Origin of the sequence: Acidithiobacillus ferrivorans, from assembly GCF_016250455.1 — a bacterium.
Lineage (GTDB): Bacteria > Pseudomonadota > Gammaproteobacteria > Acidithiobacillales > Acidithiobacillaceae > Acidithiobacillus > Acidithiobacillus ferrivorans.
Map to the genome: position 1 here is coordinate 2,446,822 of NZ_CP059488.1, position 22,091 is coordinate 2,468,912.

Consider the following 22,091-nt stretch of genomic DNA (forward strand, 5'->3'; position numbering starts at 1 on the left):
GATCACCCTTCCGCCAAACTCTCGACGCGTAGACGCAATACGGGCTGAACGACCACTGGCAGGGCTTCAATGCGGGCGATGGCCTGCTCCAGGTCACCCTCCCGGCAGCGGTGCAGCAGCAGGACGATGGGCACGCTGTCTGCCTCCGGCGCCTCTTTCTGCACCAGCGCTTCGATGGAAATCTCATATTCCGCCAGCATCGTCGCCACCTGTGCCAGGACACCGGGGCGGTTACGGGCACGAATGCGCAGATAATAAGCGCTCTCCACCTCAGCCATGGGCAACAGCGGCAAGATACTCATGGCATTGGGCTGGAAGGCAAGATGGGGCACCCGGTTGCTGGGATCGGCGGTCATGGTCCGCGCCACATCCACCAGGTCAGCCACCACGGCGCTGGCCGTGGGATCGCCGCCCGCGCCGCGTCCATAATAAAGGCTCTGTCCCGCCGCATCGCTCTCCACCAGAATCGCGTTGAAGGGTCCCTCCACATTGGCCAGCAGATGGCTATGGGGAATCAGGGTCGGATGTACCCGCAACTCGACGCCATCCGCGCGGCGCCGCGCAATCCCCAGCAGCTTGATGCGATAGCCCAGCTCGGCGGCATAGACCACATCGGTCCGTTCCAGCGCACGAATGCCTTCCACATGACAATGGGCGAAATCCACCGGGATACCGAAAGCAATAGACGCCATCAGGGTAATCTTGTGCGCGGCATCGCCGCCATCCACATCCAGCCCCGGATCGGCCTCGGCATAACCCAACTGCTGCGCCTCAGCCAGGGCCTGCTCAAAGTCCCAACCCGCGTGGAACATCTGGGAGAGGATATAGTTGCTGGTGCCGTTGATAATGCCCGCCAGCCACTGAATCCGGTTGCCCGCCAGCCCCTCGCGGATCGCCTTGATGATGGGAATGGCACCCGCCACCGCCGCCTCGAAGGCAACCATCACCCCCTGCGTCTGCGCCGCCGCAAAAATCTCGTTGCCATGCTCGGCCAGCAGTGCCTTGTTAGCGGTCACCACATGCTTACCCGCCGCGATAGCGGCCATCAACAAGCTCAGGGCCGGCTCCTGGCCCCCCATCACCTCGACGACCACGTCCACCTCGGGATCGCGCACCACCGCCCAGGGATCGCTGCTGATCCGCGCATCCAGACCCAGTCCCGCCAAACGTGCGGGATTACGCACTGCCACATGCACTACCCGTAACTCGCGTCCGACCCGGCGCACGATTTCTTCGGCATTGCGCTCCAACACCCGCACCGTGCCCTGACCCACCGTGCCCATACCAAGAATACCGATCCGTACCGGCTCCATTGCATCCGCCATTACAGATCCTCACGAAACATGTGTTTGATGCCGCGGATGGCCTGTCGGGTGCGGTGCTCATTCTCCACCAGCCCGAAACGCACATATTCGTCGCCCAACTCACCAAAGCCGATGCCAGGGCTCACCGCCACCTTGGCGCGGTCCAGTACCAGCTTGGAGAATTCCAGGGAGCCCATCTTGCGCAAGGCTTCGGGAATTTTTGCCCAGACAAACATGGTTGCCTTGGGCTTGTCGACCACCCAGCCCGCGGCATCCAGCCCCTCGCAGAGCACGTCGCGGCGCTGCTCATACATCAGCCGGATATCTTCCACGCAATCCTGCGGCCCTTCCAGTGCGGTGATAGCCGCCACCTGAATGGGGGTAAAAGTGCCGTAATCCAGATAACTCTTCATTCGCGCCAGCGCACCCACCAGCTTCGGATTCCCCACCGCAAAACCCACCCGCCAGCCGGGCATGTTATAGCTCTTGGAAAGGGTGAAGAATTCGACGCCCACGTCCTTGGCCCCTGGCACCTGCAAAAAGCTCGGCGCTTTATAGCCATCAAAGACGATATCCGCATAGGCCAGATCATGCACCACCCAAATACGGTGCTCCTTGGCAAACGCGACAATCCGCTCGAAAAAGTCCAGATCCACGACCGCCGCCGTCGGGTTGTGGGGGAAGTTGATCACCAGCATCTTCGGCTTCGGCCAGGCGGCCTTGACGGCTTTTTCCAGTTCCTCGAAGAAATCCACCCCCGGCAGCATCGGCACATGGCGCACGTCGGCGCCCGAGATGACAAAGCCATAGGGATGGATGGGATAAGTCGGGCTCGGCACCAGCACCGTATCGCCGGGGCCCATGGTCGCCAGCGCCAGATGGGCAATACCCTCCTTCGAGCCGATGGTGACAATGGCTTCAGACTCCGGATCAAGCTGCACGCCATAGCGCCGTTCGTACCAGCCCGTGATGGCGCGCCGCAAGCGGGGAATGCCGCGCGACACGCTGTAGCGATGGGTATCGCCGCGCTGGGCCGTTTCACAGAGTTTGTCGACAATATACTGGGGCGTGGGCTGATCAGGATTACCCATGCCAAAGTCGATGATATCCTCGCCCCGCTTGCGGGCCTGATTCTTCAGGTCCGTAACGATGTTAAATACATAAGGGGGCAGACGACGGATACGTTCAAAGTCACTGTTCATGTGGCGCGGGCCTTCAGGGTTGTAGCGAATGCCGAAATCGAAGAACAATAGAGAGGCAAAGCGGACCTGTCAATCCGCATGAAGGACATTCAACATGAAATTACACCTGCAACGCGACGCTCACCGCAATCTCATCCATGCCTATGGTCCGCAGGGCATCGTCATCCACGGCAAGCGCCACGCACACGGCCTGCTGGTCGGTGCCGACTGGCTGCACAGCCCCTGGGGACCGGAGCATCTCAGCGCGCTCCAACTCACGCACTTTGCCGAAGTACTGGCACGCAAGCCCGATATTGTGTTGTTGGGCACCGGCAAGCGTCAGCATTTTCCGCTGGAACTCATGCGTGCCCTACGCATCGCTGATCTCGCCGTAGAGGTGATGGACACCGGCGCCGCTTGCCGCACCTACAACATCCTGCTGGCCGAAGATCGCGTGGTCATCGCCGCCCTGCTGCCGCCCGAGGCCTGAACGCACTGGCATCCGCCGACGTTACCGTCAGCCGAAAAGGCTCTCCGATGTCAGACCCTCCTCTTCAATGCGCTGGCGCAGCACCAGCAGTGCCTCTACCTGAATCTGCCGCACCCGCTCCCGAGTAACGCCGAGGCGAGAACCGACCTCTTCCAGCGTCGCCCCATCAGTACCATCCAGACCGAAGCGCCAGAACAGTACTAACCGATGCTTCTCGGTCATGGTTGCAATCCACTGGTGCACCTGCTGGGAGAGATCTCGGTCAGCCAGGTCCGCTTCAATCCCCAGCGCATCAACATCGGCAATGATATCCGCCAGGGGTCGATCCGAGTCCCGGCCATGAGGCACATCCAAGCTCGTCACCCGACCATCCATTTGCAGACAGCCACGCACTGCTTCTACCGGGCGGTGGAGCGCCTCTGCCACCTCCTCCGGCGTCGGGTCTCGTTGCAGGGTTTGCCCGAGACAGCGGACCGCGCGCAGCACAGTGCTGAGTTCCTTCATGATGTGGATGGGCAGGCGGATGGTGCGAGTCTGATTCATCAGCGCGCGCTCGATATTCTGGCGAATCCACCAGGTCGCGTAGGTGGAAAAGCGAAAACCGCGCTCTGGATCGAACTTCTCCACCGACCGAATCAGCCCGAGATTACCCTCTTCGATCAGATCCAGGAGTGGCAAACCCCGGTTGATATAACGCCGCGCCACCTTTACCACCAGACGCAGGTTACTCTCTATCATGGTGCAGCGTGCCGCCTGATCTCCGGCCTGAACCCGGCGCCCGAGAGTGACCTCCTGTTCTGCTGTCAGCAGCGGACTATGCCCAATTTCCCGCAGATAACAGCGGGTAGCATCCCAATCATGGGTCTCACCAAGATCTTCTACCTCCTCGGCTTTTTCCGGAACATCCGCTTCCATCTCTGAGGCTATTGCCTGAACGTTCTCTTCCTCGTCTCTGCTCGCGCTTTTCATCCGACACACTCTCCAGAGGCCACCGCAACCGTTCCCGCCAGCAAAGGGACAAAATGGCAGGTACCCAGCGAAATCACCTGCGCCGCACTGCCATCCCAATGACTGACTTGCAGATGCTGCCTGCCGCATTCTTCCACCGGCATCACCAGACTACCCCCGGCCCGCAACTGGCGATAAAGAGGCGCCAGGGCGCAGGGCACTGCAGCCGTGATGACAATCGCATCAAAGGGCGCCTTTTCCGGCCAGCCGCCACTGCCGTCTCCGTGATGCAGATGCACCTGACGGTAGCCCAGCCGCCCCAGTAACACCTCCGCCATCTCCTGAAGCGGGCCGATACGCTCAATACTGAAGACCTCAGCCCCCAGCTCTGCCAACACGGCGGTCTGGTAGGCGGAACCAGTACCGATCTCCAGCACCCGCTGCGGCACCTCCCTGTCCTCCAGGATCGCCTCCATCATCCGCGCCACGGTCCAGGGCTGAGAGATAGTCTGCCCATAGCCGATAGGCAGAGACACCGGCTCATAGGCACGCCCCGCCAACGCCTGCGCGACAAAGCGGTGACGCGGAACCCGGTTCATCGCGTCCAGCACCCGCTCGTCACGGATGCCTTCCGCGCGCAGACGGAGCACCATCCGCCCCCGGGTACGCGGGGAAATCATGCCGACTTCAGGACTCAAGGCTAGCAACGAAGCAGCCATTGACTCAAACCATCCAGAAAATTGTAGCGGGTCATATCCAGATCGAGCGGCGTAATGGAGACGTAACCGCGGCGCACCGCGTCAAAGTCGGTACCGGGACCGGCATCTGCCTCCCGTCCGGAAGGGCCAATCCAGTAAACAGGATCGCCGCGCGGATCCGCCGCCGGTATCACCATGTCGCTCTTGTGGCGACGCCCCAGACGCGTCACTTCAAATCCGCGGATTTCATCGTAGGGCAAATCCGGTACGTTCACATTGAGAATGGTATCGGCAGGTAGCGCATGACTCAGCACCCCGATCACCAACTTGGCGGCCACCTGCGCCGCAGTCGAAAAGTGGGTGCAATCGCGTCCGGCCAGGGAAACCGCAATAGCCGGCAAACCGAGAAAACGCCCCTCGGTGGCGGCGGCCACCGTGCCGGAGTAGAGCACATCATCCCCCATATTGGCGCCGCGATTGATACCGGAGACCACCATATCAGGTGTTTCCGCGAATATGCCGGTGACGGCGAGGTGGACACAGTCCGTGGGTGTACCGCCGACCAGATAGTGAAAACCGTTGAGCCCGGTACGCATCCGCAACGGCCGGTCCAGGGTGAGGGAGTTGCTGGCGCCGCTACGATCCTGCTCCGGCGCCAGTACCTCCAAATCGCCTAAAGGCCTTATTGCTTCGGCAAGTGCCGCCAGTCCCGGTGCCAGATAACCATCATCGTTACTGAGCAAGAAACGCGGCATTAGGTCTCCCAAAGGCGTGCAGTGGCTATCCTCCGGCTATGGTAAGCTACGAAGCACCTTCGGGTCCATCTTCAGATACGCGCTGCACCCGGCAAACTAATGCGCCGCGACCTCTGGAGTCGCTGGCGCCGGACCTTCATTCTGTACCTGTTGGATCTGTCGCTGGAGCAACAGCGCGCGCAATTGCGCCGCATCCATCGCCTGTTTCAGACCGTTTACCCGGTCCAGATAGCGCGCATAATTACGCTCGTTGCCGGTGCGTATGGCCTTGCCCTGCTCGTAGTTTTTGGTCGCCTGAAGCAGCGCCAGCCGCGCCACAGCCAGCTCCGCCTGCAGACGCTTCAAGGCTGGATTTACCACGGGTCGGGTGGGCGTGGGTGCGGCAGATGGCGATGGGGTGTCAACACTAGCACTGGACGCCGACACGGGCGTGCTGACCGAGTTCTGCGGTGCCCCGGAGATCTGCTCGACGTCTTTAGCGCCCGCAGGTGGGGTTTCGCCATAGCTGACGACTCCACCACCGCCCACCCAGCGATAAATGGTTGACGCATCCGCAGAAGTGCTGATCAGAAAGGCCGACAGGAAAATACACACGCCCGCCATTAGTGGGCGCTTTGATTCACCCTTACCAGATGTAAGGGGGGGGGTTCCGCACTTCATCATCCTGCTCTCCTGACCAGCGTGGCATTTCTCTATATGGTCGCCAGGCCCCCGATTGTCAAGGCAGCGGCCACAAAAAAGCCCCGCATAAAGCACGGAGCTGATGGCGCCGGGGAAAAGCCCGCCGTGGCGGGCTATATCCCATCTCAGAGACTGTAGTACATCTGGAACTCCACCGGATGGGTGGTCATACGCAGGGTCTGCACTTCGGCCCACTTCACATCCAGATAACCTTCCAGCCAGCTCTCGGAGAACACACCCCCCTTCATGAGGAAGTCATGATCGGCTTCCAGGGCGCGCAGGGCTTCTTCCAGGGATGCCGCCACGCCGGGGATGTTGGCCTGCTCTTCCGCGGGCAGATCATAAAGATTCTTGTCCATGGCGTCGCCGGGATGAATTTTATTCTGGATACCGTCCAGACCCGCCATCAGCATGGCAGAGAACGCCAGGTAGGGGTTGGCGGTGGAGTCCGGGAAACGTATTTCGATGCGTCGGGCCTTGGGGCTGTTGACGAAGGGAATACGGATGGACGCCGAACGGTTCTTGGCAGAATAGGCCAGTAACACCGGCGCCTCATAATGGGGTACCAGACGCTTGTAACTATTGGTGCTGGGGTTGGTCAGCGCGTTAATCGCCTTGGCATGCTTGATGATGCCGCCGATGTAGTACAGGGCAATTTCCGACAGTCCGCCGTACAAGTCACCAGCAAAGATATTCTTGCCATCCTTGCCGAGGGACTGGTGGACATGCATGCCGCTGCCGTTGTCACCGACGATGGGCTTGGGCATGAAAGTCGCCGTCTGACCATAAGCCGCCGCTACGTTGTGGACGACATATTTGAGGATCTGCACCTCGTCCGCCTTGCGGGTCAGCGTATTAAAACCGACACCGATTTCGTGCTGCCCGGCCGTAGCCACCTCATGGTGATGCACTTCCACCTTCAAACCCATTTCTTCCATGGCCAGACACATGGCGGAGCGCAAATCCTGCGCCGAATCAACGGGTGGGACCGGAAAATAGCCGCCCTTGACGCCGGGGCGATGGCCCATATTGCCGGATTCATATTCCTTGCCAGAATTCCATGCGGCCTCTTCGGCATCCACCTTGTAAGCACAGCCGCTCATATCGATATTCCAGGTCACGGAATCGAAAACAAAAAATTCATTTTCGGGACCAAAGTAGGAGGTGTCGGCAATGCCCGTGCTCTTCAGGTAGATCTCGGCACGCTTGGCGACGGAGCGGGGATCGCGCTCATAGCCTTGGCCGGTGGCGGGCTCAATGACGTCGCAGCGGATAATGAGGGTGGTTTCATCCGTAAAAGGATCGAGAACGGCAGACTCGGCCTCGGGCAGGAGAATCATGTCGGACTCGTTAATGCCCTTCCAGCCGGTGATGGAGGAGCCATCAAAAGCCTTACCCTCGACGAAGGTGTCTTTTTCGATAGTGTGGCCGGGGACGGAGACATGCTGTTCCTTACCCTTGGTATCGGTAAAGCGGAAATCGATAAACTTGATGTCTTTTTCTTTAATCAACTTAACCACATCACTGGGGCTGTAACCCATTTGCTTCTCCTTCAATCAAGAAATATTCACGACCCTGAGCAAACTGCGCGTACAAAATTCATACCAGACTATTAACCACCATGCCGACAACAATTCGGACTCCATACGCACCAATATTGGGCCCAGTTATGGTGCAACCAAAAATTATGCACCACTATAGAGCGGTCGGTGTTTTTGGCAACTGCCAGACCACATCCACCTGCTGCAAGCCCGGCACCTGCCCCTGCAAGGCGTCCTGAAGCCGTGTTTCCATGTCCTGCAGGCTAGCGAATGTTTCCGCTGGCGGCAAGTGATAACGCATGCAGATCACGACGCCATCCTTGAGGTAATGCAAGGTCATTTGCTCTGCTACAGGCAAGTTCCGCGCCAGCAGACATTCGCACACCACTTTTTCAATCTCGCTGCGCGGCGGCAGAACCACGCCCCCATCCTCATCATCTTCGCTGTCGATGTGGATGGTAGCATCAGCCAGCTCATCCACCTGCCGCAACAACGTTATTCGCACCCGCTCAGCAATCTGGTGTCCCTCGGAGACGCTCAGGGTCGGCATCACCTGCAGATGCACCTCGGCCAGGGCCTGATGGCCGATTTTACGGGTTTTGAGCAGGTGCAAATCGCGCACCCCCTCGCAGCCGAGAATCACCTCGCGAATCGCTGCCAGTGCTTCATCGCTAAGGCCACGATCTGCCAGCTCCTGCACCGCTTCCCAGCCGGTGACCAGGCCGATCCGCAGCACCATAAGGGCGACGATAAGGGCGACGACCGAGTCCAGATAAGGCGCGCCCAGCAAGCTGCCACCGATACCGATAAACACGATGACACTGGAAATCGCATCGGTACGGTGATCCCAGGCATTGACGCGCAATGCGGCCGAACGGGTCCTGCGGGCTACCCGGATAGTGATCTGGTAGAGTGACTCTTTGGCGATGATGGCAAAGGCGGCGATGTAGAGGGTCCAGCTGGCTGGCATGCCGTAATGACCGATAATGAGCCGCTGGACCGCCTCGTAGCCGATCCCGGCCCCGTTGATGGCCAGCAGGCTGCCCGTGGCCAGCGCCGCCAGCGTTTCAAAACGCTCATGGCCGTAGGGATGCTCCTGATCCGGCGGCTGGCTGCTGAAGTGCATGGCGAACACCAACCCAAGATCAGACAGCAGATCCGAAAGGGAATGGATGGCGTCCGCCACCAGTGCACTAGAGTGCCCGAAAATGCCCCCCGCCAGTTTGATGAAAAACAGCACCACGTTGGTGCCCGCCCCCATCAGGGTCACCCGCATGTTCTGCTTGCCGCGTTCCGTGCGACTGATGCTTTCTGCCACTACTCAGGGCCTCTCAAGGTGTTGCGGTCATCCGTAAAGTCGGCAACCAATGCGGGTTTGAAACGATTCAGGGTATCTCACTGACTCATGACCGTGTCTCGGGTTATCTGTCTGGATATTTGGTCGGACAATCGTCAATTCGCTGGCGATTGTCAAGGCAATGCCCACAGATAAGATCTGGCGGCGGGCTTGCCGAAAAGCGGGGACACGCACAATATATGCGCAGATGCTGTTTAATCCTCCTGGCATCCAAACCGATTTACAGGACGAGGTGAACGCTATGAATACCGAAGCGATTTTGCAGAAGGCGCAGGAGCGGGCCAAGGCTGCTGGCAAACGCCACGCCGGAGATATGACGCCAGAGGAAGCGCATGCGGTGTTGCGCGACCATCCCAAGGCCATCCTGATTGACGTGCGCTCCCAGCCGGAACTGGATTTCTCGGGTTTCGTAGAGGGCTGCTGCCATGTGCCGTGGCAACAGTATCCGGGCATGACCCCCAATGCCGACTTTGACGCAGAGCTGCGCAAGAAAGCCCAACCCGGCGATTTACTGCTGTTACTGTGCCGGACGGGTGGCCGCTCTCTGGCGGCTGCTGAACATCTGGCCGACCTGGGTTATGGCCATTGCTATAACATCCTCGGGGGCTTTGAGGGCAAACACGACACCCACGGCCAGCGCGGCAAGGTAGAAGGCTGGAAGGCCAGCGGTTTACCCTGGAGACATAAGTAGGTTGCGGTCTGCTTAAGACTGGCAGGCCGGGCAGAACAGCGCGCTCTTACCCCCCACCGAAAGGGTCTCCAGTGCCCCGCCACAACTCGGACAGTGCCCATCTGCCCGATGGCGGGTGAGGAAGGTCTTGGGCAGCAGGTTGGTCTTCGCCTGACAGCGCACGGCACGATCCAGCACCTTGGGGATCTGCTCCAGGAAACGCTCGCGATCTTCTTCGCTGAGGCTGGTCGCGGTGCGATCCGGCCGCAAACGGGCCTGAAAGAGGATTTCATCCGCCCAGATACCGCCGATGCCCGGCGCGAAAGTATCATCCAGCAGGATGTTACGCAGGGCACTGCGGCGACGACTCAGGGCTTCGCGCAATACTCCGAGCCCTTCTCCATGCACCATCAGCGGATCCGGGCCGAGCTTGGTCAGGAAATCCACATCGCTGTTTTCATCCAGCAGGCGCAGGCGGTTACCCAACTGGGTCCCCTGAAAACGCAAGCGCTGCTGGCCATTGATCTGAATCTCCAATGCCGCACGCGGCTCTTCCCCGCCTTCTGCCTGAGCAGGGCCGCGTTCAAGTTCGCCGCTCAACTCACCGCCCAATTGCATGGCGAGGATGTCTTTGCGATCCAGTTCCAGGAAAAGGTATTGACCATAGCGATGCAGGTCAGTGATGGCTTTGCCCTGGAGGGCGGCATCATCCATCCCGGCGCCATCGGACAGTGGCTCGCCTTTGGCATTCTGCATCTGCATGACGCCGACCCGCTTGTGCAGGATACTGCGCCGCAGCTTTTGTCTGAGCAGTTCTATTTCTGGCAACTCGGCCATGTTTTTCTCCGGAACAATGTTATGAGACCCGTGATAAGCGCCCTAGTCTAACCTGTGGGCGCTGGCGCGCCAATGGCGGCAGAGGCTGGGCGGCAAAGCCGTTTGATTATAAATCAGGCTTCTGGTACGGTATTTAGTCATTAAGCCTTTAATGAATCAGGTGCTGTCTCCGATGTGAGTTTCAACCTCATCCTCTATGCTGGTCACTGCTGACCGCACTCTGGCGAAGCTCTCGCCCTTCTCATTTTTGAACTCTACTGCTGCTTCCTGCTGCACTGTGGGCCTAAGGCCCGACCCGGCATGGAGACGCATTTGCCTCAAGTGGAGCAGTCCGATGCAAAGCCTGTCCCGATTTGAAGAAAACAAGATCAACATCCTCAGCGGCATTACCGTGGCGCTGGCTCTGGTACCAGAAGCCATCGCCTTCGCCTTTGTCGCCCATGTCTCGCCGTTAACCGGCTTATACGCGGCGGTTATCCTGGTGTTTATCACTTCGCTCTGGGGTGGGCGGCCGGGTATGGTGTCCGGCGCCAGCGGTGCTACGGCAGTGGTGATGGTGGCGCTGGTGGTTTCCCACGGGGCAGAATACCTGTTTGCTGCCGTCATCCTGATGGGCCTGCTGCAACTCTTCTTCGCGGCGGCGCGGCTGAGTAAATTCGTGCGCCTGATCCCCCACCCGGTCATGCTCGGTTTCATCAACGGCCTCGCTATCGTGATTTTCATGGCGCAACTGGAGCATTTCAAGATCAGGGATGCCCAAGGCGCCATGGTCTGGATGCGTGGTACGCCGCTTTATATCATGATCGGGCTGGTCGCCCTGACCATGGTGGCTATTTATCTGACGCCACGCATCACCAAGGCGATCCCGGCAACGCTCGCGGGTGCTCTACTGACCACCCTCCTCGTCGTCGCCTTCAAGATTCCTACGGTGACCGTCGGCGACGTGGCATCGCTGGCCGGCGGCCTGCCCAGCTTTCATCTGCCGGAAGTGCCAATGAACTGGCACACGCTGGTCGTCATCTTCCCCTATGCCCTGGTTATGGCCGCCAACGGTTTGGTGGAAACCCTGCTGACCCTGAACCTGATCGACGAGATGACCGACACCCGCGGCAAGCCGAATCAGGAGTCCATGGCGCAGGGTCTTGCCAATGTGGTCAGCGGTTTTTTTGGCGCCATGGGCGGCTGCGCCATGCTGGGGGAGAGCATCATCAACGTTGGTAACGGCGCCATTAAGCGCCTGTCGGGCGTTACCACGGCCCTCTTTTTGCTGTCCTTTATTGTGCTGGCTTCACACTGGATTCAGCAGGTGCCCATTGCCGCACTGGTCGGCGTGATGTTCGTGGTGGTGGAAAAGACTTTTGAATGGAGCAGTCTGCGCTTTTTCGGCAAGGTGCCGCGCACCGACATAGTCATCGGCATTCTGGTCGCCGCCATTACGGTGCTGGTCAATATTACCCTGGCGGTAGTGGCGGGGGTCATCATCGCGGCGCTGGCCTTTGCCTGGCAGCACGCCAAGCAGATTGGCGTTAAAACCAGCATCAATGCGGAAGGGCACAAGATTTACACCTTGCAAGGAACGCTGTTTTTTGCCTCGGTGACTGCCTTCCGTAACCTCTTTACCCCGGCAGAAGATCCGGACGTGGTCATCATCGACTTTGCCGGGGCGCGGATTGTCGATCATTCCGCCATCGAGGCCATTGATGCGCTGGCCGAGCGCTACGAGAAGCGGGGCAAGAAGCTGTATCTGCGCCATTTGAGCGGTGACTGCCGGGATTTGCTGGAGAAGGCAAAGGATCTGGTGGTCTTTAACGTGGCAGAAGACCCGCGTTATCATGTGGCGGATGACAAGATTAGCTGAGGATTCGTCCATAAAGCGCGTGCTCTGCGCCCAGCGCATAGGCCCACATCTGATCTCCGATGGAGAAGTGCCACCATTCTCCAACATGCTGCACAAACCCTGCCTGGGTCATGACCAAGACCAGTAGCTCACGATTCTGATGATGGAGATACTCTGGCGTTCCCGGCAGGGCAGCCGCGTAAAAATCCGGGATGGCACGATCGGTGAAATCATCGACCGGTCCGCCCATGGGTACATCCCGACCTTCTCCATCCACCAGTTTACAGTCTATGGCGGCACCCGTGCTGTGCGGTGGCGGACGGCAGGGATCCGGGTCGGGAATCCCCCAAAAGCGGTACACTTTGGGGGCAAGCAGGGCATGGATTTCGGGATCCAGGCGCGCCAACGCTTCCGGCCCGGCGCAGGACGCGAGCCTGGTAAGGCAGTCCATCGCCTGCGCCTCGCGCCGGAAGGCATCCCAGACCATGAAGTGCTGAACAGCCAGTGGCCGATAGGCATCGAACAGCGCAATACGCCATCCCGGACGTCGAGCCGACAACAAGGATTGCGCCCGATATAAGGCAGAAAGCGCCCCGGAGCGCAGCCGCCAGGGCGACCCGGTATAAGGCGCCCCCACTGCGCGGTAAGGATGCGGGGTCACCCGTGGGAAGGCGCTTTCAGGAATCTCCTGCAGCGGCTCACCGCAGTCCCGGATGGGTATGGTCAGATAATCAGTGCGCATCGCCTTGTCCCGGTCGCGTTGAAGAAACAGATAATCATTTGCCTGGGAAGCAAGTCAAATGGGGGCGTTACGAATAGCGCCTGTCCGCATTAGGCGGTTAGTAATGGTCTGTGTGTCTTGCCCATGGGGCAGATATCCGTCGCGCCGTGGTTTAGTGACCAAACTTCCGTCAGGAGGAATCGCTCGACATCTGGCATACCCCATGCAATCCCATCAGCATGGGATTGCTGAACTACCAGAATACCAGTTGGAGCTACTGCTTGGATACGACAGCAGGCGACACATCCTTGAAAGCGGGTACTTTGAAAACCCCACTCAGGCGGATCATTGGCACAGGACTATCGACGATCCAGGGCGTCCCTATGCTTATGTTTCGGTGGAGCAGCTCCTGGTGGATTTTTTCGGGGAAGTTGAACGCACGTTGCGTGACCTGGATGTTCAGTACGTAATAGTCGAGGAGAAATTGAGATGATGCAACCCAAGATACAACATCTTCAGGAACTCAAGGCTGAAATGCTGGCGGTTGTCCGTGGTGAACGTGCTGTCCCTACTAATGTTGGTGGCGTAGCCTATGAATCTGCCGGCGCGGTGCTGCGTTTATTGATCTCTGAAAACCGGGAGTTGTTGGCTGCAATTGATAGAACGCATCCGGAGTCCGTTGCCGCACTCGCCAGACAGTTGCACCGCGCCGAGCCCAACGTCAGCCGTACACTGAGCAAACTGGAGGCCTGCGGTCTGGTACGGTTACGTGAAGGGAAAGGCAAGACAAAAATTCCCGAAGTTCTCGCTCGCCGCATCACAGTGGATATTGACGTGTTTGGCACCCACGACCGGGGTAGCTTGGCCTGATTTCAGGTCCGTGCCGTAAGCTGACAGGTGGGAATTGGCACCAGAACCATCGCCGCCATTTGTATCGCGCACGAGGATAGTCGGCCGCTTTATGATGACCCGTCATGGTTCAACGGGCCGCCCTATACAGTGGCCGAAGGAGTCTTCGATGAGTATGATTTCGGGGGTTGCCGCACCATGGACGATCTCGAGCAGTTACACAGCACTATGGCGCAGTACAATTACAAGGCGCTTACGCCTGGCGCCAAGCCACGCTACGACACAATGCTCAAGCTACTTCATGCTCTCGGTGTAAAGCTCTCTGCGTCTCCCGATCACTCATGAGCAACTTGCGGTTCCTCATCGCAAGGCCCAACTTGAACGTTGCGGGGCGCACTGCATCTTCTACGGCTTTCACTACAAGCCTGACAGATGCGCCCGGTGTAGCCCTCGCATAGTCACTTGACAAACGTACGTGAACACGTACCATAAAGGCTTCTTTGAAGGAGCACGAAATGAACACGCTTACCGCCAGCGAAGCTCGCGCAAATCTGTACCGGCTCATTGATCAAACAGCAGAGTCTCATGAGCCAATCATCATTTCCGGAAAACGTGGCAGTGCCGTGCTGCTCTCCGCGGAAGATTGGAGCGCAATTCAAGAAACCTTGTACCTTCTGGCCGTGCCTGGCATGCGCGAGTCCATCAAGGCGGGTATGGCTGAGCCCCTCCCAAAAAGCTCGAAGGAGCTTGAGTGGTGAATTGGGACGTTGTTTATTCCAAGCATGCAATGAAGGATGCAAAGAAGCTTGCTGCAAGTGGCCTTAAATCAAAGGCGCAAGAACTGCTCGCGGTTCTTGCCAACGATCCATTTCAAAATCCACCACCCTTTGAAAAGTTGGTCGGCGATCTAGCTGGCGCATACGCTCGCCGCATCAATATTCAGCACCGTATCGTGTACGAAGTTTTCACGAAAGAGAAAATAGTTCGCGTCCTGCGGATGTGGACGCACTATGAATGATATGGAAGCCATTGCACGCGGTGAACAGGCGATCGCGGAAGGCCATGTAGCCACCTATGCCCAAGCCAGAACCCGTCTTACCCCTTGCCCGATGGCTGAAATAGCGCCGTAAACCATTGCGCCACCCCGGTGCCTATGGCAACCTTTGTGCCACATTCGGTATCCGGCTCAAGATAAACCCATGGACACTCCCGCCTATTCCCCGCAAGAACTCGAAGCCGCCGTGCAGCAGCGCTGGCAGGATCAGCAGACCTTCAAGGCCTCAGCTAGGCCATCGGGCGAAAAGTTCTACGCCCTGGCCATGTTTCCCTACCCCTCCGGGCAATTGCACATGGGACATGTGCGCAACTACAGCATCGCTGATGCCATCGCCCGTTATCAGCGCATGCTGGGCAAGGAAGTCATGCAGCCCATGGGTTGGGATGCCTTCGGCCTGCCTGCGGAGAATGCGGCCCTCAAGCATGGTTTAGCCCCGGCGCAGTGGACCATGGACAACATCGCCCACATGCGCGGACAGCTGCAACGACTGGGCCTGTCTTACGACTGGTCGCGGGAGTTCGCCACCTGCACGCCGGATTACTATCGCTGGGAGCAGTGGCTGTTCGTGAAGCTCTGGGAGAAGGGGCTGGTCTATCAGAAGCTGAGCACCGTCAACTGGGACCCGGTGGACCAGACCGTCCTCGCCAACGAGCAGGTGGTGGACGGCTGTGGCTGGCGCTCCGGCGCGCCCGTTGAGCGCCGGGAGATCGTGCAGTATTTTCTGCGCATTACCGCCTACGCCGAAGAACTGCTGAGCGGACTTGATACCCTGAGCGAAGGCTGGCCGGAGCAGGTGCTGACCATGCAACGCAACTGGATCGGTCGTTCGGAAGGCGCAGAGATTCACTTCCCGTTGGCCACTGGCGACGGCGTCATCAAGGTCTTCACCACCCGTCCCGACACCCTGATGGGGGCGACCTATCTGGCGGTAGCCCCGGAACATCCTCTCGCCATTCAGGCAGCGGAAAACAGCACTGAACTCGCGGCCTTCCTCGAACGCTGCCGCCATGGGTCCGTTTCCGAAGCCAGCATCGAAACCCAGGAGAAGGAGGGACATCCCCTCGGCCTGAACGTGCAGCATCCCCTCACCGGCGTGGAGCTACCTGTCTGGACCGCCAATTTCGTGCTCATGGGTTATGGCGAAGGCGCGGTGATGAGTGTGCCCGCCCATGATCAGCGGGACTTTGAGTTCGCGCGCAAATATGGCCTGCCCATTCGCGCGGTGATTCAGGCCGAGGGCGTTGCCACCGACGGCGAAGCCATGGCGGAGGCCTACACCGGCAGCGGCACCTTGTTCAACTCCGGGACTTTCGACGGCCTGGCCAATGACGAGGCCAAGAGCCACATCACCGCGGCCGTAGCCGCCAGGGGACTGGGGCAGAAGACCGTCAACTTCCGTTTGCGCGACTGGGGCATCTCCCGCCAGCGCTACTGGGGCACACCTATCCCCATGATCCACTGCCCCCACTGTGGCGTCGTGCCGGTACCGGAGCGGGATCTGCCGGTGATCCTGCCGACCCACTACCAGCTTAAAGACCCGCGCTCGCCGCTGCTGGACGACCCCGAGTTCACCCAGGTGGCCTGCCCGCAATGCGGTGCCGCAGCCCGGCGGGAAACCGACACCATGGACACCTTCGTGGAGAGCTCCTGGTATTACGCTCGTTTCGCCTGCCCCGATGCCGAGCAGATGCTCGACCAGCGCGCCGCCGACTGGCTGCCGGTAGATCAGTATGTGGGCGGTGTGGAGCACGCGGTGCTGCATCTGCTCTATGCCCGCTTCTTCAACCGCCTGCTCCGCGATGTCGGCCTGCTACCCGCCGACGGCGCCCACGATGAGCCCTTCCGCCATCTACTGACTCAGGGCATGGTGCTCAAAGACGGCAGCAAGATGAGCAAATCCAAGGGCAACACGGTGGACCCGCAAGGCCTAATCGACCGCTATGGGGCCGATACCGCGCGCCTCTTTATCCTCTTCGCGGCACCGCCGGAACAGCATCTGGAGTGGTCGGACAGCGCCGTGGAGGGTGCTTACCGCTTCCTCAACCGCTTTTGGCGTCTGGTCCACGAGTATGGCGCCACGCCCCCGGCACTACCCGCCGAGCTCTCCGCTGCGGCGGTGGACCTGCGCCGCGCGGTACATCAGTGCATCGATCGGGTCAGCCGCAACATGAGCGGGCGCTATCATTTCAACGTCGCCATCGCTGCCATCATGGAACTGACCAACAGCCTGCTGAAGGTCCCCGCGGATGCCCCGGCCGACTTACGGGCGGTGCTGGGCGAAGGACTGCGCGCCCTGACCCTGCTGCTGGCCCCCTTTGCGCCCCATATCGCCGAGGTGCTTTGGGAAAAACTGGGGCAAAGCGGCGTGATCGGCCATGCGTCCTGGCCCGTCGCCGATGCCGGGGCCCTGCGTTGCGATACCGTGACCCTGGTCATTCAGATCAACGGCAAGTTGCGCGAACGCATGGATCTTCCCGCTGATGCGGACAACGCCAGCGTCGAACAGAGGGTACTGGCCGATCCGGCCATGCAGCACCATCTGGAGGGTAAAACCGTGCGTAAAGTGATCATCGTACCCGGCCGTCTGGTCAACGTGGTGGCGGGATGAACCGTACCCGGCAGTGGATTCGCTGGTGGCTCGTGGCGGGGCTGGCCTTGGTGCTGGGCGGCTGCGGTTTTCATCTGCAAACCGGGGCCACCATTCCGCCCAAGCTGACCGGCTTGCGCGTGGCGGGTACCGGCCCTTCTGGTGGCACTCTGGCACAGGCCGTTGATCGTGCATTACAGCGTGACGGCAACTACGCGCAGCAGGGCGGTCCCTTGTTGCAGATCGACAATGCCTATGTCAGCCAGCGGATCATCAGCATCAGCCCAGGCAGCGGTGTGGCTCTGGAGTTTCTCGATACCTTGCACGCCGATATCAGCGTCATCGGCAGCGACCATAAAATACTCCTCGCGTCGCAACCGCTGCTCATGGAGAATAGCTTCAGCTACAACAGTGGCAACCCACTGGCGACCAATGAGCAGCAGGTCACCTCACAACGCCTGCTAATGGAACAGGGCGCACGACAAATTCTGCGGCGGGTGCTCAACAGCCCCGTTTTCCGCCAGCAGGCGCCCTGAAATGCGGCTGAAGCCAGCGCAATGGGCCAGCCATTTACGCGGCACTCTGGCATCGGTATACGGCCTCTTTTCCGATGAACCCCTGCTCTTGCAGGAGGCAGAAGACGCCCTGATCGCCGTTGCGGCACAGCATGGTTTCGCCCAGAAACAGCGCCTCGACCAGCAAGACGGTACTGTCTGGGATGCCTTGCGCGACGAGCGGAACGCCGGTTCGCTTTTCGCTGAACAACGCCTGCTCCTGCTGCGTCTGGATAGTCCCAAAGTCCCCAAAGAAGGCAGCACCGCTCTGCAGTACTGGCTGGCCTCGCCACCTCCCGACGCCCTGCTGATTCTCAGTGGCCCCCGCCCTGACGCCAGCACACAGAAAACCGCTTGGTTCAAGGCCGTCGAGACCCACGGCCACACGCTCCTGCTGTATCGCCCGGAAGGGCAGGACTGGCCGCGCTGGGTAGAGCAGCGCCTGCGCGCCGCCGGGATGCAGGCCGATAGCACCGCTGTCCAGTTGCTCACTGACCTCAGTGCCGGCAATCTCAGTGCCTGCCATCAGGCCATTCAGCGGCTGCAACAGGTCTATCCGGGACAGAGCATTGATGTCCCCGCTATCCGTGCGGTACTGGCAGACAGCAGTCAGTTCACCATTTACGACCTCGCCGATGCGGTTCTGCGCGGCGAGACGGAACAAATCCTGCGCATTCTCGACCGCTTGCGCAGTGGCGACGGTGAACCGGCGTTGTGTCTCTGGGTCCTGCACAAGGACCTACGCCTGCTGGCTGAATTGCGGGCTGGCGGCGTGGATGCCGATGCATTCTTCCAGCAGAACCGTATTTTCCCGCCCCGGCAGGGCTGGCTGCGCAATGCCGCCCGGCGTCTGACCCGCGCGGGGCTGCTAGCGGGCATTGAGGACTGCCTTGCCATCGACGCCCGCATCAAGGGACAGGACCCCACGCCGGTCTGGCTGGCACTGACCGATCTCTGCCTGCGGATTGCCGGAATGGCTCCGGAACGGCACAATACCAACAATACCCGCGCGGGTTAAGCCACGCGGGTGCCGTTTCCCGGCACGGATCAGCGGTGGGCTTGCCGTTGCCCTCACGTCCGGCCCGAGCCCAGCACAGGAGGCTCCATCTTGGATTTACGTAGCGAACTGGAAAAAATCGGTGAACGCGCCCGTAGCGCCCAGCGCCGGTTGCAAAGCGCGGACAGCGCCGCCAAAGACAGCGCCCTGCGCTCCATGGCGGAATTCTTGCGCCGCGACGCCGACCATCTGCAACGCGCCAACCGCAAAGATTTACGCAGCGCCGAAGAAGCGGGTAAAGATGATGCTTTCATTGATCGCTTGCGTCTGGACGAAGCCCGAATCGAAGCCATGGCCAAAGGCCTCGAAGAAATTGCCGCCCTGCCCGACCCCGTGGGTGAGATCACCGACCTGCGTTACCGCCCCAGCGGCATTCAGGTGGGGCATATGCGTGCGCCTCTCGGCGTGATCGCCATGATCTATGAATCGCGCCCCAACGTCACCGCCGATGCCGCCGGCCTCTGCGTCAAATCGGGTAACGCCGTCATCCTGCGTGGTGGTTCCGAGTCCCTGCACAGCAACCTGGCCATCGCCGAGCGCCTGCGCGCTGCCCTCGGCAAGGCCAACCTGCCCCTGGATCTGGTGCAGTACGTCAATACCGCCGAGCGTGAGGCTGTGGGTATCCTGATCAGCATGGATCGCCATGTGGATGTGGTGATTCCCCGCGGTGGCAAGGGCCTTATCGCCCGCATCAAGGCCGAAGCCACCGTACCCGTGATCATGCATCTGGATGGCAACTGCCATGTATATGTGGACGCCGACGCCGATCCCCGCAAGGCGCTCAAAGTGGTCGTCAATTCCAAAACCCAGCGGTTGGGCACCTGCAATACGGCAGAGAGTCTGCTCATTCATCAGGAGCGGATGGATGACCTGCTCGGTCCTATCGCCGCGGCCTTGCAGGAGAAGGGGATCGAGATACGCGCCTGCGAACGCGGCCTGCCCCGCATCCCCGGTGCCATCGCCGCCACCGCAGAGGACTACGCCACCGAGTACCTGGGACCGATCATTTCCGTCAAAGTGGTGGACAATCTCGACGCCGCGATGGAACACATCAACCGTTACGGCTCCCAGCATACCGAGTCCATCATCACCGAAAATTACACCCACGCCCGCCGCTTTCTGCGCGAGGTGGATGCCAGTTCCGTCATGGTCAATGCCTCCACCCGCTTTGCCGATGGCTTTGAATACGGTCTGGGTGCAGAGATCGGCATCTCCACCAACCGCCTGCATGTACGCGGGCCGGTGGGACTGGAGGGCCTGACCCTGCAAAAATGGATCGTCCTGGGAGATGGCCATATCCGCTCCTGACGCGCCTTCGACGGCATTGCAGGTCTTATTGGCGGCGGTGGCCGATGGATTGCCCCATGCCTGGCCTGCCGACAATCCAGGCGGGCTTCAGCCTGCGCTGCTGGCGGAGGCCGCCGAATGGGGCTTCCCCCTCTATGCGCAGGATGGCAGTGTGCACCTGGAATATCCCGCCGCGTCGCTCTCCGCCCAGGAAATTGCCACCATCGGCGGCATCGACCCGGCACATATCCACCTGCCGCTGTGCTGCGCCTCGACCAATACCGAAGTGTTGCAGGATACCAGCGTCGACGTCTGCCTGACCGAGAGCCAGTGGGCCGGGCGCGGGCGGCGCGGGCGCCAGTGGTCTTCCCCTTTTGGGCGTCATCTCTATCTGAGCTATGGCTGGACTCAGTACCGCCCGGTCAATGCGGCACTCACCATCGTTGCCGCCCTGTCGGTATTCACCTTGCTGCAGGCGCGCCTGCCTGATCTCTGGGTCAAGTGGCCCAATGATCTTTGGGTAGGGGGGCGCAAGCTGGGGGGCATCCTGGTTGAGGCGCGTCCACGTGGCCACGGAGAGACCCGGCTGGTGGTCGGTTTGGGACTCAACATCCACGATGACCCCGCTCTACCCGCCACCGCCGTGAGCCTCGCCGATCTCGACATCAGGGTCACCCGCAACACCCTCGCCGGTGCTGTTCTCCGCCAATGGCAGGAAGACTTCGCGCGCTTTGCGGCGGTGGGCCTCACACCCTTCCTGCCGACATGGAAGGAGGCCGATCGCCTGACCCACCAACCCGTTCAGATCAGCGACGCGCAGGGCGTGCGTACGGCCCAGGTGCTGGGCCTCGGCCCGGACGGACGTCTGCAGGTCTCTTACACGAATACCGATACGGCCTGGCTGAATGTCGGCGATGTCAGCCTGCGGCCCCAACATCCATGATCCTCATCGCCGTCGGTAATACCCGCACCCTGCTGGCGCGCACCCAGGATGGCGTGCATTTTGACAGCACCAGCGTTGCCACTGCACTGCCACCCACGAAAATCCTGCAGCAGCCCGGCTTGACATGGCTCAACGCGCTTAACCGGGAAGCCGTCGCGCTGGGCGGCGTAGTACCTGCGGCGCTTGCCGCCTGGCGGGAAGTCTTATCCACAGCAGCGGTTCGCGAACCCGACCCCGGCTTTTTCCGCCGCGCCGTGCCGCACGACTACCATCCGCCGGAAAGCCTCGGCTTTGACCGCCGCTGCTGCCTGCTCGCCGCCGCCATGGACTGCCCCAGGCAAGACAGCATCGTCATCGACATGGGCACCGTCATCACGATCGACCTGCTGGCTGGCGGGCATTTCCGGGGTGGACGTATCCTGCCAGGTATCACCATGAGCCTGCGCAGTCTGCATCAGGGTACGGCACTCCTCCCCGAAGTTGTGCTGGGCAGCGCAACAGAAATGCTGGGCAACAACACTAGCGACGCCATTCAGGCGGGCATCATTCACCTCTTCACTGATGCCCTGCGCGGCGCCATCGCCGACTATCGCCAGCGCAGTCCCCAGGCACAGATCCTCATCACCGGCGGGGACGCCGAATGCTGGCAACCCGGCATCCCCGGCAGCTTCTATCAGCCCCACCTGCTCCTGCGGGGCCTTTATTTGTGGATACAAGGTGATGCCCCGCCCTAAGAT

24 protein-coding genes are annotated in these 22,091 nt (G+C 60.3%); 14 read left to right on the forward strand and 10 right to left on the reverse strand.

Going from position 1 to position 22,091, the window contains the following annotated elements; all coding sequences use genetic code 11:
- Nucleotides 1-2 precede the first annotated feature (2 nt).
- Complete coding sequence (locus tag H2515_RS12235; protein ID WP_198660257.1) at nt 3-1,325, reverse strand: homoserine dehydrogenase; 1,323 nt, start codon at nt 1,323-1,325, stop codon at nt 3-5.
- Nucleotides 1,325-2,506: an alanine transaminase gene (gene alaC / locus H2515_RS12240; RefSeq protein WP_198660258.1), complete on the reverse strand. Its 1,182-nt coding sequence runs from the start codon at nt 2,504-2,506 to the stop codon at nt 1,325-1,327. Before alaC ends, H2515_RS12235 begins: the two co-directional genes overlap by 1 nt.
- A gap of 94 nt (nt 2,507-2,600) precedes the next feature.
- On the opposite strand from alaC, the gene H2515_RS12245 reads away from it, so the two are divergent.
- Complete coding sequence (locus H2515_RS12245) at nt 2,601-2,975, forward strand: Mth938-like domain-containing protein (RefSeq protein ID WP_065413499.1); 375 nt, start codon at nt 2,601-2,603, stop codon at nt 2,973-2,975.
- A 27-nt stretch (nt 2,976-3,002) separates the two neighbouring features.
- On the opposite strand, the gene rpoS is transcribed toward H2515_RS12245, so the two are convergent.
- The 6 genes from rpoS to H2515_RS12275 all read right to left on the reverse strand — a co-directional run bounded on the left by rpoS (nt 3,003) and on the right by H2515_RS12275 (nt 8,916).
- Nucleotides 3,003-3,944 (reverse strand): RNA polymerase sigma factor RpoS, encoded by a 942-nt coding sequence (gene rpoS, locus H2515_RS12250; RefSeq protein ID WP_035191806.1) that lies wholly within the window; start codon nt 3,942-3,944, stop codon nt 3,003-3,005.
- On the reverse strand, nt 3,941-4,642 hold the full coding sequence (locus H2515_RS12255) for a protein-L-isoaspartate(D-aspartate) O-methyltransferase (RefSeq protein ID WP_035191807.1): 702 nt from the start codon (nt 4,640-4,642) through the stop codon (nt 3,941-3,943). Before H2515_RS12255 ends, rpoS begins: the two co-directional genes overlap by 4 nt.
- Nucleotides 4,624-5,376 (reverse strand): 5'/3'-nucleotidase SurE, encoded by a 753-nt coding sequence (gene surE, locus H2515_RS12260; RefSeq protein WP_035191808.1) that lies wholly within the window; start codon nt 5,374-5,376, stop codon nt 4,624-4,626. Before surE ends, H2515_RS12255 begins: the two co-directional genes overlap by 19 nt.
- A gap of 96 nt (nt 5,377-5,472) precedes the next feature.
- A complete protein-coding gene (locus H2515_RS12265) occupies nt 5,473-5,979 on the reverse strand; it encodes a DUF4124 domain-containing protein (RefSeq protein ID WP_198661472.1) in 507 nt (168 codons plus the stop codon).
- Nucleotides 5,980-6,182: 203 nt separating this feature from the next.
- On the reverse strand, nt 6,183-7,598 hold the full coding sequence (glnA, locus tag H2515_RS12270) for a glutamate--ammonia ligase (RefSeq protein WP_014028305.1): 1,416 nt from the start codon (nt 7,596-7,598) through the stop codon (nt 6,183-6,185).
- Between the two features lie 154 nt (nt 7,599-7,752).
- Entirely contained in the window at nt 7,753-8,916 is a 1,164-nt protein-coding gene (locus H2515_RS12275) for a cation diffusion facilitator family transporter (protein WP_035191809.1), read from the reverse strand.
- A 280-nt stretch (nt 8,917-9,196) separates the two neighbouring features.
- Between H2515_RS12275 and H2515_RS12280 the strand changes: the two genes are divergently transcribed.
- Nucleotides 9,197-9,646, forward strand: coding sequence for a rhodanese-like domain-containing protein (locus tag H2515_RS12280; RefSeq protein WP_014028303.1), 450 nt, complete (start codon nt 9,197-9,199; stop codon nt 9,644-9,646).
- A gap of 12 nt (nt 9,647-9,658) precedes the next feature.
- On the opposite strand, the gene H2515_RS12285 is transcribed toward H2515_RS12280, so the two are convergent.
- A complete protein-coding gene (locus tag H2515_RS12285) occupies nt 9,659-10,462 on the reverse strand; it encodes a DNA-formamidopyrimidine glycosylase family protein (RefSeq protein WP_065413501.1) in 804 nt (267 codons plus the stop codon).
- Between the two features lie 334 nt (nt 10,463-10,796).
- Here H2515_RS12285 and H2515_RS12290 point away from each other — a divergent pair, with 334 nt between their 5' ends.
- Complete coding sequence (locus H2515_RS12290) at nt 10,797-12,320, forward strand: SulP family inorganic anion transporter (protein ID WP_014028301.1); 1,524 nt, start codon at nt 10,797-10,799, stop codon at nt 12,318-12,320.
- On the opposite strand, the gene H2515_RS12295 is transcribed toward H2515_RS12290, so the two are convergent.
- A complete protein-coding gene (locus tag H2515_RS12295; RefSeq protein WP_065413502.1) occupies nt 12,313-13,041 on the reverse strand; it encodes a M15 family metallopeptidase in 729 nt (242 codons plus the stop codon). The two genes, H2515_RS12290 and H2515_RS12295, sit on opposite strands and share 8 nt — an antisense overlap.
- A gap of 202 nt (nt 13,042-13,243) precedes the next feature.
- Between H2515_RS12295 and H2515_RS12300 the strand changes: the two genes are divergently transcribed.
- The 11 genes from H2515_RS12300 to H2515_RS12345 all read left to right on the forward strand — a co-directional run bounded on the left by H2515_RS12300 (nt 13,244) and on the right by H2515_RS12345 (nt 22,088).
- On the forward strand, nt 13,244-13,513 hold the full coding sequence (locus tag H2515_RS12300) for a hypothetical protein (protein ID WP_041648543.1): 270 nt from the start codon (nt 13,244-13,246) through the stop codon (nt 13,511-13,513).
- On the forward strand, nt 13,510-13,890 hold the full coding sequence (locus tag H2515_RS12305) for an HVO_A0114 family putative DNA-binding protein (RefSeq protein WP_198660259.1): 381 nt from the start codon (nt 13,510-13,512) through the stop codon (nt 13,888-13,890). The genes H2515_RS12300 and H2515_RS12305 overlap by 4 nt, the downstream gene beginning before the upstream one ends.
- A 207-nt stretch (nt 13,891-14,097) precedes the next feature.
- Entirely contained in the window at nt 14,098-14,214 is a 117-nt protein-coding gene (locus tag H2515_RS16565; RefSeq protein ID WP_408626823.1) for a helix-turn-helix domain-containing protein, read from the forward strand.
- A 170-nt stretch (nt 14,215-14,384) separates the two neighbouring features.
- Nucleotides 14,385-14,627 (forward strand): type II toxin-antitoxin system Phd/YefM family antitoxin, encoded by a 243-nt coding sequence (locus H2515_RS12310; RefSeq protein ID WP_014028296.1) that lies wholly within the window; start codon nt 14,385-14,387, stop codon nt 14,625-14,627.
- Complete coding sequence (locus H2515_RS12315; protein ID WP_035192076.1) at nt 14,624-14,887, forward strand: Txe/YoeB family addiction module toxin; 264 nt, start codon at nt 14,624-14,626, stop codon at nt 14,885-14,887. The genes H2515_RS12310 and H2515_RS12315 overlap by 4 nt, the downstream gene beginning before the upstream one ends.
- A 181-nt stretch (nt 14,888-15,068) precedes the next feature.
- Nucleotides 15,069-17,534 (forward strand): leucine--tRNA ligase, encoded by a 2,466-nt coding sequence (gene leuS / locus H2515_RS12320; protein WP_198660260.1) that lies wholly within the window; start codon nt 15,069-15,071, stop codon nt 17,532-17,534.
- Nucleotides 17,531-18,049, forward strand: a complete 519-nt coding sequence (locus H2515_RS12325; RefSeq protein WP_198660261.1) for an LPS-assembly lipoprotein LptE — start codon at nt 17,531-17,533, stop codon at nt 18,047-18,049. The genes leuS and H2515_RS12325 overlap by 4 nt, the downstream gene beginning before the upstream one ends.
- A 1-nt stretch (nt 18,050) precedes the next feature.
- A complete protein-coding gene (gene holA, locus H2515_RS12330) occupies nt 18,051-19,085 on the forward strand; it encodes a DNA polymerase III subunit delta (protein ID WP_198660262.1) in 1,035 nt (344 codons plus the stop codon).
- 90 nt (nt 19,086-19,175) lie between these two features.
- The gene (locus H2515_RS12335; protein WP_198660263.1) at nt 19,176-20,432 is read left to right on the forward strand and encodes a glutamate-5-semialdehyde dehydrogenase; all 1,257 of its coding nucleotides are present in this window, start codon (nt 19,176-19,178) and stop codon (nt 20,430-20,432) included.
- On the forward strand, nt 20,413-21,354 hold the full coding sequence (locus tag H2515_RS12340; protein ID WP_198660264.1) for a biotin--[acetyl-CoA-carboxylase] ligase: 942 nt from the start codon (nt 20,413-20,415) through the stop codon (nt 21,352-21,354). Before H2515_RS12335 ends, H2515_RS12340 begins: the two co-directional genes overlap by 20 nt.
- On the forward strand, nt 21,351-22,088 hold the full coding sequence (locus H2515_RS12345) for a type III pantothenate kinase (RefSeq protein WP_198660265.1): 738 nt from the start codon (nt 21,351-21,353) through the stop codon (nt 22,086-22,088). Before H2515_RS12340 ends, H2515_RS12345 begins: the two co-directional genes overlap by 4 nt.
- Nucleotides 22,089-22,091: the final 3 nt, after the last annotated feature.

Excerpts from the sequence above, each read along its gene's own strand:
- H2515_RS12235 (WP_198660257.1), bottom strand. The coding sequence starts at position 1,325 with ATGGCGGATGCAATGGAGCCGGTACGGATCGGTATTCTTGGTATGGGC.
- alaC (WP_198660258.1), bottom strand. The coding sequence starts at position 2,506 with ATGAACAGTGACTTTGAACGTATCCGTCGTCTGCCCCCTTATGTATTT.
- H2515_RS12245 (WP_065413499.1), top strand. The coding sequence starts at position 2,601 with ATGAAATTACACCTGCAACGCGACGCTCACCGCAATCTCATCCATGCC.
- rpoS (WP_035191806.1), bottom strand. The coding sequence starts at position 3,944 with ATGAAAAGCGCGAGCAGAGACGAGGAAGAGAACGTTCAGGCAATAGCC.
- H2515_RS12255 (WP_035191807.1), bottom strand. The coding sequence starts at position 4,642 with ATGGCTGCTTCGTTGCTAGCCTTGAGTCCTGAAGTCGGCATGATTTCC.
- surE (WP_035191808.1), bottom strand. The coding sequence starts at position 5,376 with ATGCCGCGTTTCTTGCTCAGTAACGATGATGGTTATCTGGCACCGGGA.
- H2515_RS12265 (WP_198661472.1), bottom strand. The coding sequence starts at position 5,979 with ATGGCGGGCGTGTGTATTTTCCTGTCGGCCTTTCTGATCAGCACTTCT.
- glnA (WP_014028305.1), bottom strand. The coding sequence starts at position 7,598 with ATGGGTTACAGCCCCAGTGATGTGGTTAAGTTGATTAAAGAAAAAGAC.
- H2515_RS12280 (WP_014028303.1), top strand. The coding sequence starts at position 9,197 with ATGAATACCGAAGCGATTTTGCAGAAGGCGCAGGAGCGGGCCAAGGCT.
- H2515_RS12285 (WP_065413501.1), bottom strand. The coding sequence starts at position 10,462 with ATGGCCGAGTTGCCAGAAATAGAACTGCTCAGACAAAAGCTGCGGCGC.
- H2515_RS12290 (WP_014028301.1), top strand. The coding sequence starts at position 10,797 with ATGCAAAGCCTGTCCCGATTTGAAGAAAACAAGATCAACATCCTCAGC.
- H2515_RS12295 (WP_065413502.1), bottom strand. The coding sequence starts at position 13,041 with ATGCGCACTGATTATCTGACCATACCCATCCGGGACTGCGGTGAGCCG.
- H2515_RS12300 (WP_041648543.1), top strand. The coding sequence starts at position 13,244 with ATGCAATCCCATCAGCATGGGATTGCTGAACTACCAGAATACCAGTTG.
- H2515_RS12305 (WP_198660259.1), top strand. The coding sequence starts at position 13,510 with ATGATGCAACCCAAGATACAACATCTTCAGGAACTCAAGGCTGAAATG.
- H2515_RS16565 (WP_408626823.1), top strand. The coding sequence starts at position 14,098 with ATGGCGCAGTACAATTACAAGGCGCTTACGCCTGGCGCCAAGCCACGC.
- H2515_RS12310 (WP_014028296.1), top strand. The coding sequence starts at position 14,385 with ATGAACACGCTTACCGCCAGCGAAGCTCGCGCAAATCTGTACCGGCTC.
- leuS (WP_198660260.1), top strand. The coding sequence starts at position 15,069 with ATGGACACTCCCGCCTATTCCCCGCAAGAACTCGAAGCCGCCGTGCAG.
- H2515_RS12325 (WP_198660261.1), top strand. The coding sequence starts at position 17,531 with ATGAACCGTACCCGGCAGTGGATTCGCTGGTGGCTCGTGGCGGGGCTG.
- holA (WP_198660262.1), top strand. The coding sequence starts at position 18,051 with ATGCGGCTGAAGCCAGCGCAATGGGCCAGCCATTTACGCGGCACTCTG.
- H2515_RS12340 (WP_198660264.1), top strand. The coding sequence starts at position 20,413 with ATGGCCATATCCGCTCCTGACGCGCCTTCGACGGCATTGCAGGTCTTA.
- H2515_RS12345 (WP_198660265.1), top strand. The coding sequence starts at position 21,351 with ATGATCCTCATCGCCGTCGGTAATACCCGCACCCTGCTGGCGCGCACC.